Origin of the sequence: Stenotrophomonas rhizophila (genome assembly GCF_001704155.1) — a bacterium.
Lineage (GTDB): Bacteria > Pseudomonadota > Gammaproteobacteria > Xanthomonadales > Xanthomonadaceae > Stenotrophomonas > Stenotrophomonas rhizophila_A.
Genome location: NZ_CP016294.1, coordinates 2,653,977 through 2,665,961, shown reverse-complemented (window position 1 = coordinate 2,665,961; position 11,985 = coordinate 2,653,977). Strand labels below are relative to the sequence as shown.

Below are 11,985 nucleotides of genomic sequence, written 5' to 3'. Positions count from 1 at the left end.
TCATGCAGACTTCCCCCCTCGACTTCCGCCTCGCCACTGTCGCCGACACCGAACTGGTGGTCGGCTTGATGCGCGAGTTCTACGCCGAAGACCAGCTGGACTTCGACGAAGCGCGCGTGCGCCGCGCCCTGGCCGCACTGCTGGAAGACCCGCGCAACGGTGAAGTGCTGCTGTGGCTGTCCGAGACCGGTGAGGTCGTTGGCCATGCCGCGCTGGCCATGGGCTTCAGCCTGGAGCAGGGCGGTCATTTCGCGCTGCTCGACGAGCTGTACCTCAGCCATGCCGCACGCGGCCGTGGCCGCGGCAAACAGGCGCTGGCCATCCTGGAACAGCGCGCCAACGCGCGCGGGGTGGAGCGCATGCGGCTGGAGGTGAACCACCACAACGAGCTGGCGCGCCGGCTGTACCTGGCCACCGGTTATGTCGATGACACCCGCAGCCTGCTCACCCTGCAGCTGGCCAGCCGCCTGCGGGACGCGCGGGCGTGATCGCCGCGTTGCGCCAGCGTGCGGCGTTGAACGCGCTGATCCGCGCCTTCTTTGCCGAACGCGACGTGCTGGAAGTGGAAACGCCGATCCTCTCGGAGGCCGGCAACACCGAACCCAACATCGACAGTTTCCACACGCGTTTCAGTGGCCACGTCGATGCAGGCAGCGCCCAGCGTTGGCTGCGCACCTCGCCGGAGTACCCGCTCAAGCGGCTGCTCGCCGCGGGCGTGGGCGACTGCTACGAGCTGGGCCGGGTATTCCGCAACGGCGAAGCGGGGGGGCGCCACAATCCCGAGTTCACCATGCTCGAGTGGTACCGGGTCGGCTGGGATCATCACCGCTTGATCGATGAAACCGTGGCGCTGGTGCGCGCGGCACTGGCGCTGGTCGGACGCGACGCGACACTGCAGGTGCTCGACTATCGCAGTCTGTACCAGGCGCACGTGGGGCTGGATCCGTTCGAGGCCAGCCTTGAGCAGCTGCAGGCGCCGCTGGCCAGGGTTCGCATCGATGCCGACGGGCTGACCCGCGACGACTGGCTGGACCTGCTGATGACCCACTGCATCCAGCCGCATCTCGGTGATGGCCAGATGACGGTGGTGCATGACTGGCCGGCCAGTCAGGCCGCATTGTCGCGGGTGCGGCCGGGCATGCCGCCGCTGGCCGAACGTTTCGAGTTGTACCTGGGCGCGGTCGAGCTGGCCAACGGCTACCACGAGCTCAACGATGCCGACGAACAACGCGCCCGCTTCGTGCGCGACCACGCGGTGCGGCAGGCGCGCGGCAGCGTGCTGCCGCCGCTGGACGAGCGCCTGCTTGACGCACTGCCCGCGCTGCCGGATTGCGCAGGCGTGGCGGTAGGCGTGGACCGCCTGTTGATGGCGATGAACCGTACCGGCCGGATTGCCGATGTGCTGGCATTCGATTTCGCCCACGCCTGAACGTAGTGAAGTCTCCATGAAAGTGTCTTGCGCGGGTTGCGTGATGATGCTCTTATCACACCCGATGTCGGATGGTGGCGACGTAATCGTTCAGTGGCGGCGTGTATGGAGTTGATGAAACGGGTGGAAGCTGCTGCACCAACGCCGTCCGCCCTGATGTGGCGCCTGCCGGCGTTGGGGCTGGTGCTGTTCGCCTCCTGCCTGCCGCTGTCCGCGTGGGCCGAAACCGGCTATGCCGGGCAGGTGGTGCGCTGCCAATCGCGCGACATGGAATGGGTGCATTGCGACATGCCGGTCGCCAACGGCGTCGACCTGGTCCGCCAACTGTCCGACAACAGCTGTGTGCGCGGCTCGGAATGGGGCACCGATCGCACCGGGGTGTGGGTCACGCTCGGCTGCCGGGCTGAGTTCCGCAGCCGTGGCGCTCCCGGCAGCACCGGTGGCGAACGCAAGGTGCGCCGGGTGTTGCGCTGCGAATCCAATGGCCGCCCGCAGAGCTGCCCGGTGATCCTGCAGGGCGCGCCGGTGCGGCTGCTGCGCCAGTTGTCGGCGATGCCGTGTCGGGAAGGGCACAGCTGGGGCGTCAAGCGCAACGAGGTGTGGGTTACCCGAGGCTGCCAGGGCGACTTCGAGGTGGGCGCGGCCGATGGCAGTGGGTTCCTCGATGTGCCGCGCCCGCTGGTCTGCGAATCCAAGTCGCGCCAGCGCCGGTTCTGCGGGGCGGGCATCAGCAAGAGCGCCACGCTGGTCAAGCAGCTGTCCGGCAGCCCCTGCGAGGAAGGCCGCGACTGGGGCTGGGATGCCCGCGGGGTATGGGTGGACAACGGCTGCCGCGCCGAATTCCATGTGAATTGAGCGCCCGTTACAATGACGGGATGAACGCATCCCCCGACATCGATTACGCCCGCTACGACCACATCCGTCCGATCCTGTGGACCGGTGATTCCCTGCAGCTGCTCGACCAGCGCAAGCTGCCGTTCGTGGTGGAGCATGTGGAATGCCGTGACAGCGACGCGGTGGCCGAGGCCATCCATGCGCTGACCGTGCGCGGCGCGCCGGCCATCGGCATCGCCGCGGCCTGGGGCGTGGTGCTGGCCGCGCAGCAGGTGCAGGCCGATGATGGGGCGCAGGCGCTGGCCAAGCTGGAACCGGCGCTGCAACGCCTGAACGCGTCACGCCCGACCGCCGTCAACCTGGCCTGGGCGCTGGCACGCATGCGCCGCGCCGTGGCGCCCGCCGGTGCTGACTGGGCGCAGGTGCTGGCCCGCGAAGCGCAGGCCATCGCCGACGAAGACCTGGCCGCCAACCGCCACATGGGCGCGCTGGGCGCCGGCCTGATCGATGCCGGCAGCGGCGTGCTGACCCACTGCAACACCGGTTCGCTGGCCACGGCCGGCTTCGGGACCGCGCTGGGGGTGATCCGCGCGGGCATGGCCCAGCACCGCATCGCCAAGGTGTTTGCCGGCGAAACCCGGCCGTGGCTGCAGGGCGCGCGCCTGACCGTGTGGGAGCTGCAGCAGGACGGCATCGACGCCACGCTCATCGCCGATTCGGCCGCTTCGCACCTGATGAAGACCGGGGCGGTACAGTGGGTGATCGTCGGCGCCGACCGCATCTGTGCCAACGGCGACACCGCCAACAAGATCGGCACCTACCAGCTGGCCATCGCCGCCCGCCACCACGGGGTGAAGTTCATGGTGGTGGCGCCGTCGTCCACGGTGGACATGGACACCGCCGACGGTGCGCAGATCGAGATCGAGCAGCGCGACCCGGGCGAGCTGTATGGCGTGGGGGGTACCCGCACCGTGGCCGAAGGCATTGCCGCCTGGAATCCGGTGTTCGACGTCACCCCGGGCGAGCTGATCGACGCCATCGTGACCGAGAAGGGCGTGATCCTGAATCCCACCGTGGCCAACATGCAGGCTGCGTTCGGTTGACCGTGGGCCGGCCAACGGCCGGCGCTACCGGGATGACGTGGCCGTGGGGTTGCAGTAGCGCCGACCGTTGGTCGGCCCGGGCGGTGCCGATCGGCCCTCACATCGGCGGTCTTGCGCAATTGTCCCGAAGCCGCACCTAAGTCCCTGATTCCTGCAGGTAAAAACACCGTAAACGGCGGCGGAAAGGGCCCCGTTGTGGTAGACTCCGTCAGTTAATCGAGATTCCGACGCCGCCGCCCCGCAAGGGCCGGCGCGACGGACTGGACCGCTACCAGACAACGGAACCCGAATGGCAGAAAACGCCAAGGAAATCATCCAGGTCAACCTGGAAGACGAGATGCGCAAGAGCTACCTCGATTACGCCATGAGCGTGATCGTGGGGCGCGCCCTCCCGGATGCGCGCGATGGCCTCAAGCCGGTGCATCGCCGCGTGCTGTACGCGATGAACGAGCTGAACGCGCACAGCAACAAGCCTTACTACAAGTCGGCGCGTATCGTCGGTGACGTCATCGGCAAGTACCACCCGCATGGCGACCAGTCGGTGTACGACACCCTGGTGCGCATGGCGCAGCCGTTCTCGCTGCGCTACATGCTGGTGGACGGCCAGGGTAACTTCGGTTCGGTCGACGGCGACTCCGCTGCGGCGATGCGTTACACCGAAGCGCGCATGTCGCGGCTCACCCATGAGCTGATGGCCGACATCGACAAGGAAACCGTCGATTTCCAGCCCAACTACGACGAAAAGGAACTGGAGCCGACGGTCATGCCGACCCGGTTCCCCAACCTGCTGGTCAACGGTTCGGCCGGTATCGCCGTGGGCATGGCGACCAACATCCCGCCGCACAACCTGACCGAGGCGATCAACGCCTGCATCGCGCTGATCGAGAACCCCGAGATCGACGTTGACGGCCTGATGGAGTACATCCCGGGCCCGGATTTCCCCACCGCCGGCATCATCAACGGTACCGCCGGCATCGTCGCCGGCTACCGCACCGGTCGTGGCCGGGTGCGCATCCGCGCCAAGGCCGATATCGAAGTGGCCGACAACGGCCGCGAATCGATCATCGTCACCGAGATCCCGTACCAGGTGAACAAGGCCCGGTTGATCGAAAAGATCGCCGAGCTGGTCAAGGAAAAGAAGCTCGAAGGCATCAGCGAGCTGCGCGATGAGTCCGACAAGGACGGCATGCGCATCTACATCGAAATCAAGCGCGGCGAGTCGGCGGAAGTTGTGTTGAACAACCTCTACCAGCAGACCCAGATGGAATCGGTGTTCGGCATCAACATGGTGGCGCTGGTCGATGGCCGCCCGCAGTTGATGAACCTCAAGCAGATGCTCGAGGCCTTCGTGCGCCACCGCCGCGAAGTGGTCACCCGCCGCACCGTGTTCGAGCTGCGCAAGGCGCGCGCCCGTGCCCACGTGCTGGAAGGCCTGACCGTTGCGTTGGCCAACATCGACGAGATGATCGAACTGATCAAGACCTCGCCCAATCCCAATGAAGCCCGCGAGCGCATGCTCGCGCGCCTGTGGGAACCGGGTCTGGTCGGTTCGATGCTGGGTGCCGCCGGCGCGGAAACCTCGCGTCCGGAAGACCTGCCGAAGGGCGTGGGCCTGATCGAGGGTGGCTACCAGCTGACCGAGATCCAGGCCACCCAGATCCTGGAAATGCGCCTGCACCGCCTGACCGGGCTGGAGCAGGACCGCCTGACCGAAGAGTACAAGCTGCTGCTGGAAACCATCGCCGGGTTGATCCACATCCTGGAAGATCCGGACCGCCTGCTGCAGGTCATCCGCGAAGAGCTGATCAACGTGCGCACCGAGTTCGGCGACGAACGCCGCACCGAGATCCGCCACAGCGAAGAAGACCTGGACATCCTGGACCTGATCGCGCCGGAAGACGTGGTGGTCACCGTGTCGCACGCCGGCTACGTCAAGCGCCAGCCGGTCAGTGCCTACCGAGCCCAGCGTCGCGGCGGCCGTGGTCGCAGCGCGGCGTCGACCAAGGAAGAGGATTTCATCGAACAGCTGTGGCTGGTCAACACCCATGACACCCTGCTGACCTTCACCAGCTCGGGCAAGGTGTTCTGGCTGCCGGTACACCAGCTGCCCGAAGCCGGTTCGAATGCGCGCGGGCGCCCGATCATCAACTGGATTCCGCTGGAATCCGGTGAGCGGGTGCAGGCCGTGCTGCCGGTACGCGAATACGCCGAAGGCCAGTTCGTGTTCTTCGCCACCCGCAACGGCACCGTCAAGAAGACCCCGCTCAGCGAGTTCGCGTTCCGCCTGGCGCGCGGCAAGATCGCGATCAACCTCGACGAGGGTGACGCGCTGGTCGGCGTCGGCCTGACCGACGGCGACCGCGACATCCTGCTGTTCGCCTCCAACGGCAAGACCGTGCGCTTCGGCGAAGACCGGGTCCGCTCGATGGGCCGTACCGCCACCGGCGTGCGCGGCATCAAGATGGCCAAGGGCGAGGAAGTGGTCAGCCTGATCGTGGCCGAGCGTGCCGGCGGCAGCGAGGACGAGAGCGAAGACGACGTGCAGGTGGAAGAGACCACGGTCGAGAACGGCGATGCCGTGATCGAAGGTGGCGACGACGACAGCATGCTGTACATCCTGACCGCGACCGAGAACGGCTACGGCAAGCGCACCCCGCTGCCGGATTACCCGCGCAAGGGCCGCGGTACCCAGGGCGTGATCGGCATCCAGACCACCGAGCGCAACGGCAAGCTGGTCAGCGCGGTGCTGATGGGCTCGCGCGACGAGGTCCTGCTGATCTCCGACGGTGGCACCCTGGTGCGTACCCGCGGCTCGGAAATCTCGCGCGTGGGCCGCAACACCCAGGGCGTGACCCTGATCCGCCTGTCCAAGGACGAGAAGCTGCAGGCGGTGGAGCGGATGGATGCGTCCATCGACGATGTCGAGGACGAGGTGGAGACTGCGGCAACGCCGGTCGACACCGCCCCGGCAGCGGTCGCAGGCGACGAAAACCCGCAGGGTTGATCCACCCGCAACGCACTACGGAGAACGCCGGCCAACGCCGGCGTTCTTCGTTTCCGGCACCTGGAGCCCTCCGGCGCGCTCAATGTCCGGTAGCGCCGGCCGTTGGCCGGCCCAGGCCGCCCATCCGGAAGCCCGAAGAAAATCCCACCCCATTCACACCCGAACAGGCATAAGCTTCAAAAAAACCGGCCAGCAGGGGAGGCCGGCAGCATCCAGGGTTCCGCCGTACCGGGGAGAACACCGATGTCCGCTGTGCCGACCTCAGAGCCGCCCGTGGTGCTGCCGCCGCGCCACCCCCTGATCACCGTGCTCGCGCTGGTCCTGCTGCTCCTCGGACTTGTACTGGGCGGCCTGGGCGCTTGGCTCGCGCAACTGGGCGGGTCCTGGTACTACGTCCTGGCCGGGGCAGGACTGCTTGCCGCAGGCGTGCTCCTGTGGGGTAATCGCCGCGCCGGCGCATGGGCCTACCTCCTGGTGTTCGTCGGTACGCTGCTGTGGACATGGTGGGAATCGGGCAGTGACTACTGGCGTTGGGTGCCGCGCCTGGGCGTGATCACCGCGCTGGGCTTCCTGCTTGCGCTGCTGCTGCCGACCCTGCGCACGCCGGTGCCGCGGCGCATCTCCCGCACCTTGGCCGGGGTGCTGGGACTGGTGTTCGCGGTGGCATTCACCCTGGCCTTCGTCCCGCACGGCGCAGTGGCCGGTGCGCAGGCGTTCCCGGTCGATGCCGCCGGTACCGGACTCGCCCCGACCCGCGAGGCCAGCCCGCAACCGGCCGACCAGCCCGCACCGGGCGACTGGACCGCCTGGGGCCGCAGCAACGCGGGCACGCGCTATTCACCGCTGCAGCAGATCACGCCGGCCAACGTCGGCGACCTTGAGCTGGCCTGGCAGTTCCGCACCGGCGACCTGCCGAAGAAGCGCTGGGGCGCCGAGACCACCCCGCTCAAGGTGGGCGACAGCCTGTACCTGTGCACCGCGCGCAACCAGCTCATCGCGCTCGACGCGGCCACCGGCAAGGAGCGCTGGCGCTTCAATCCCAAGGTGAAAGACGCATCCATTCCCTACACGGCCGCATGTCGCGGGGTGGCCTACTACGAAGTGCCCGGCGTGCCGCAGGTGGATCCGGTGCTGGCCGACGTCGCCGCCGACCTGGCGCTGCCCGAACCACCGCCCAGCATGGGCAACCGGCCGCTCGCCGCGGGCAACCGCGCGCTGTGCGCGGCACGCATCATCGAAGGCACGCTGGATGGGCGCCTGATCGCCGTCGACGCCGCCACCGGCCGGCCGTGCCCGGGCTTCGGCAACAATGGCCAGGTCGACATCACCTTGGGCATGGGCGAGGTGCCACCGGGCTATGTCTCCATTACCTCGCCGCCGGCGATCGTGCGCGGGGTGATCGTCACCGGCCACCAGGTGCTGGACGGACAGCGCCGCGATGCCCCGTCCGGGGTCATCCAGGCCTACGACGCACAGACCGGCAAGCTGCGCTGGGCATGGGACATGGATGCACCCGACCGCAGCGGATTGCCACCGCAGGGCCAGACCTATACGCGCGGCACCCCCAACATGTGGACCACCGCGACCGGCGATGAGCAGCTGGGGCTGGTGTACCTGCCGATGGGCAATTCGGCGGGCGACTACTGGAGCGGTTCGCGCACTGAAAACCAGAACCGCTATGCGACCTCGCTGGTGGCGCTGGATGTGGCCACCGGCAAACCGGTGTGGAACTTCCAGGCCGTGCGCAAGGATGTCTGGGATTACGACCTCGGCTCACAGGCCACGCTGATCGATTACCCGACCGCCGCCGGCAAGGTGCCGGCGATCCTGCTGCCGACCAAACAGGGCGACCTGTACGTGCTGGACCGGCGCACCGGTGAACTGCTGACGCCGGCGGAAGAGCGCGCGGTGCCCGGCGGCGGAGTTGAGCCCGAACAACGCGCGCCGACCCAGCGGTTTTCGCTGTACCACACGCTGCGCAAGCCCGACCTGACCGAGCGCGACATGTGGGGCATCACGCCGATTGACCAGCTGGTGTGCCGCATCCAGTTCCGCAATGCCAGTTACCAGGGCTTCTATACGCCGCCCACTGCAGACCGCCATTCCATCGAATACCCGGGTTACAACGGCGGTTCGGACTGGGGCAGCGTCGCGGTGGATCCGCGCCATGGCGTGATCGTGGCCAACTACCACGATATGCCCAACTACAACCGGCTGGTGCCGCGCGCCGAAGCGGACCGCAAGGGCTGGGTGCCACGTGAGCAGGTGCGTGCCGACCGCGGCGGCGCCGAAGGGGCAGGGGACCCGCAGACTGGCACCCCCTATGCCATCGACGTCAACGCAGGCTGGCGCCTGCCGTTCACCAGACTGCTGTGCAAGCAGCCGCCGTATGGGGGCATCCGAGCCATCGACCTGCGCACGGGCCAGCTGCTCTGGGACCGTCCGTTCGGCAGCGCGCGCGGCAACGGCCCGTTCGGCATCCGCTCCGGCCTGCCGATCGAGATCGGCACCCCGAACAACGGCGGCGCGGCGCTCACCGCCAGCGGCCTGATCTTCATCGCCGCCGCCACCGACGACCTGCTGCGCGCCATCGACCTGAAGACCGGCAAGGAACTGTGGCACGCCAAGCTCCCCGCCGGTGGCCAGGCCAACCCCATGGTCTACGAATACGACGGCCGCCAGTACGTGGTGATCATGGCCGGCGGCCACCATTTCATGGAAACCCCGGCCGGCGATTACGTGATGGCATACGCGCTGCCGAAGGCGAGCAAGAACGGTCAGAGCCCGCGGTAGAGCCGACTGTTAGTCGGCTGCTTTTGCCCCTGCGGTAGAGCCGACTGTTAGTCGGCCGCCCGACCCGGGCTAGGGTAGAGCCGACTGTCAGTCGGCTGCTCCACCGTGAAAAACCGGGAACAACCCCGATGCCACTGCCAACAAGCGCAGGGCATTCTGAGCGCATGAGCAGCCCAAAACTCCACTATGGCCGCTGGTCCCACATCGGCAACGTCTACGCGCTCACCATGGTCTGCCAGCATCGGCAACGCAGCTTCGACGACGAGCGCTGTGTTCAGATCGTCAGCCGAACCCTTCGCGCGATGGACGAAGAAGGCTTCACCGCCTCACTGGCATGGGTCATCATGCCTGACCACATCCACTGGCTGGCGCAGTTGCGGACCCACACGCTGGGCTATTGCGTGCAGCGATTCAAGGCGCGCAGCAGCTACCTGATGAATCGATGTCGGAAGCGTAGCGGCGCCGTCTGGCAGCCGGGCTATTACGACCATGCGATCCGGAGCGACGAATCACTGCGCGAACAGACGATGTACATTCTTGCCAATCCAGTACGTGCGAAGCTTGCGGAACGGATAGGCGACTATCCACACGCATGGTGCAGATGGGAGCTGTAGAGGGAAGGAGCAAAGCCGACGGTAGAACCGACGGTAGAGCCGACGGTAGAGCCGACTGTTAGTCGGCTGCTCTTCGCGAAACAAAAAAAACACCCGACCACCACATCAACCTCCAAAAGCAAAAGCAGCCGACTAACAGTCGGCTCTACCGCAGGGGCAAAAGCAGCCGACTAACAGTCGGCTCTACCGCAGGGGCAACAGCAGCCGACTAACAGTCGGCTCTACCGCAGGGGCAGAAACAGCCGACCAACAGTCGCCCCCAACCCATGATGGATCCGGCGGCGCACGCGACCATCACACCACCCGCACCATCCTGCGCATCAGATGCTCCACCACGCCCTGCGGATCCGCTGTCCGCCCCACGTGCGTGCTCGACATCTGCACCACCGAACTGCGTTTGGCGGTGAGGAAATGGAACCGCGCACGCGCCGGCAGCTGCGCGATCGGGCCCGCAGCAGCATCACCCCGGCAGATCGCCACGATCGCATCCAGCCATGGCTGCAGCGCCTCCAGGTCCAGCGACGGCGCGAATGCCTGCATCCGCACCGGGTCAATCTCAATCGCCGCCTGAATATGCTTCGCCCCCGGGCAGGATACGATCACCCCGACGTTGATGAACTCTTCGCGTTCCACCCGCGGTACCACGCGGATGACCGCATAGTCATACGTGTGCAGCGTGGGCACGGACGGCCTCCTGTACAAAAGCGTCACGTGCCTGTAGCCGGCACTTCAGATAATCGATGTACGCCTGGCGGTAGGCCGCCGGGCTGTCGAACGCGGGTTCGTCCACCAGCCAGCTGTCCGGCACCAGCGCGACGATGCGCTCAATCTCCGCATCCGGCAGCCGCGCCGCCAGCTCACCGTCCACCTCGGGGATCTTCGTGGCGAACGACAGCAGCACATGGTCGCGGATCAGCAGGAACGGCTTCACGCAGGCATCGCCCGCCGTGGCCCAATCGTGGTGGAAGTACATCGCCGCACCGTGGTCGATCAGGTACAGCATGCGGTGCCACACCATCAGGTTCGGGTTGCGCGCGGTGCGGTCGACATTGCTGGTGAAGGCGTCGAACCACACGATCCGCGAGGCGAGGTCGGCATCCACCGGCATCGCCGCCACGTCGTAGTTGATCGCGCCGGGCAGGTAATCGCTGCCCAGGTTCAACCCTTCGCTGGCGCGGATCAGGTCCTGGATCTCCGGGTCGGGCTCGGTGCGCGCGAACTCGCGGTCAAGCTCGACAAACACGATTTCCGGAATCGGCAGGCCCAGCGTGCGTGCCAGCTCGCCGGCGATCAGCTCGGCAATCAGTGCCTTGGGACCCTGGCCGGCGCCCCGGAACTTCAGCACGACCATGCCGTCGTCGTCGGTCTCGACCACGGCGGGCAACGAGCCGCCCTCGCGGAGCGGTGTGATGTAACGGAGCGCGTGGACGGTACGCAAGGGACATCCATTGACGGAGTGAGCAGCGCCATCTTACCGTGGCGCCGCCCCCTCCCGCATGCAAGGACGAAACCTGATGTACACCGACGAACTGCGCATCCCTGATGGCGTCCTGAGCGATCCAGAGGCCTTCGAGATCATGCGCCTGTGGGCCGCCCACGAAGAGCTTCACGTGACCCTCAATTCCGATCTCAGTGGCGGCGCCGCCGATTTCGGGGAGTTGCTCTCGGACTTGTTCGAGCACGCCGCGCGGATGTTCGCCGAGCGCGATGGGCAATCCGTCGAGCACTGCCGCGAGGTGATGCTGCGCGACTTCATGGAGCGCATCGGCGCACCCAAGGACAGTATCGAAGGCGCAATCATCGACCGCGGCGAGCGCACGCCAGCGCATTGATCCAGGGGCCCGGCACGCGGCAGCCCGTAAGGGCGACGCCCCGTAGACCCGGGCCGTGCCCAGCCCCGCAACCCAGCCAGGAGCGCGTCATGCACAAAACCAAGGCCTGGCGCGCACCAATTCCTGCCGTCGCCACCTCCCGCATCTGGTTCAGTTCGCACAGCAACCGGAACTTCGCCATCGAGCTGCCGCCCCGGTTGCTCGGCCGAATGGCAGCGTTGGGCATTTCGCTTGTACACGACGTCTACCAGGGCGCCTGATTGACGGCATCCGAAGTGCAAGGCCGGCAATGCACCCAGTGCTTTCGGCCCATTCCGACGCGATGACCCGGTGCTAGATTCCACGGCATGCCGGCGACAAGTGCGCCGCCGGGACC

Annotated in this window: 11 protein-coding genes; 9 read left to right on the top strand and 2 right to left on the bottom strand. The window is 66.9% G+C overall.

Going from position 1 to position 11,985, the window contains the following annotated elements; translation table 11 throughout:
* The first annotated feature begins 2 nt into the window (after positions 1 to 2).
* The 7 genes from BAY15_RS11930 to BAY15_RS11900 all read left to right on the top strand — a co-directional run bounded on the left by BAY15_RS11930 (position 3) and on the right by BAY15_RS11900 (position 9,777).
* A complete protein-coding gene (locus BAY15_RS11930) occupies positions 3 to 488 on the top strand; it encodes a GNAT family N-acetyltransferase (protein ID WP_068852860.1) in 486 nt (161 codons plus the stop codon).
* Positions 485 to 1,429 (top strand): EF-P lysine aminoacylase EpmA, encoded by a 945-nt coding sequence (gene epmA, locus BAY15_RS11925; RefSeq protein WP_068852857.1) that lies wholly within the window; start codon positions 485 to 487, stop codon positions 1,427 to 1,429. Before BAY15_RS11930 ends, epmA begins: the two co-directional genes overlap by 4 nt.
* A 156-nt stretch (positions 1,430 to 1,585) precedes the next feature.
* Positions 1,586 to 2,284, top strand: coding sequence for a DUF3011 domain-containing protein (locus tag BAY15_RS11920; RefSeq protein ID WP_068852854.1), 699 nt, complete (start codon positions 1,586 to 1,588; stop codon positions 2,282 to 2,284).
* Between the two features lie 20 nt (positions 2,285 to 2,304).
* Entirely contained in the window at positions 2,305 to 3,366 is a 1,062-nt protein-coding gene (gene mtnA / locus BAY15_RS11915; RefSeq protein ID WP_068852851.1) for an S-methyl-5-thioribose-1-phosphate isomerase, read from the top strand.
* 289 nt (positions 3,367 to 3,655) lie between these two features.
* On the top strand, positions 3,656 to 6,370 hold the full coding sequence (gyrA, locus tag BAY15_RS11910) for a DNA gyrase subunit A (RefSeq protein WP_068852848.1): 2,715 nt from the start codon (positions 3,656 to 3,658) through the stop codon (positions 6,368 to 6,370).
* A gap of 243 nt (positions 6,371 to 6,613) precedes the next feature.
* Positions 6,614 to 9,163, top strand: coding sequence for a membrane-bound PQQ-dependent dehydrogenase, glucose/quinate/shikimate family (locus tag BAY15_RS11905; protein ID WP_068852845.1), 2,550 nt, complete (start codon positions 6,614 to 6,616; stop codon positions 9,161 to 9,163).
* A 164-nt stretch (positions 9,164 to 9,327) separates the two neighbouring features.
* Positions 9,328 to 9,777 carry an REP-associated tyrosine transposase gene (locus tag BAY15_RS11900; RefSeq protein WP_068852843.1) on the top strand — a complete coding sequence of 150 codons (450 nt, stop codon included), beginning with the start codon at positions 9,328 to 9,330 and terminating at the stop codon, positions 9,775 to 9,777.
* Positions 9,778 to 10,071: 294 nt separating this feature from the next.
* Here BAY15_RS11900 and BAY15_RS11895 read toward each other — a convergent pair whose 3' ends face one another.
* Together BAY15_RS11895 and BAY15_RS11890 are read right to left on the bottom strand one after the other, a co-directional pair.
* Complete coding sequence (locus BAY15_RS11895) at positions 10,072 to 10,461, bottom strand: DUF3037 domain-containing protein (protein WP_068852840.1); 390 nt, start codon at positions 10,459 to 10,461, stop codon at positions 10,072 to 10,074.
* Positions 10,439 to 11,215, bottom strand: coding sequence for a HipA family kinase (locus BAY15_RS11890; RefSeq protein ID WP_068852838.1), 777 nt, complete (start codon positions 11,213 to 11,215; stop codon positions 10,439 to 10,441). The genes BAY15_RS11895 and BAY15_RS11890 overlap by 23 nt, the downstream gene beginning before the upstream one ends.
* A gap of 76 nt (positions 11,216 to 11,291) precedes the next feature.
* Here BAY15_RS11890 and BAY15_RS11885 point away from each other — a divergent pair, with 76 nt between their 5' ends.
* Positions 11,292 to 11,609, top strand: a complete 318-nt coding sequence (locus BAY15_RS11885) for a DUF5076 domain-containing protein (protein WP_083214175.1) — start codon at positions 11,292 to 11,294, stop codon at positions 11,607 to 11,609.
* 89 nt (positions 11,610 to 11,698) lie between these two features.
* The gene (locus tag BAY15_RS19225) at positions 11,699 to 11,869 is read left to right on the top strand and encodes a hypothetical protein (RefSeq protein WP_157771747.1); all 171 of its coding nucleotides are present in this window, start codon (positions 11,699 to 11,701) and stop codon (positions 11,867 to 11,869) included.
* Positions 11,870 to 11,985: the final 116 nt, after the last annotated feature.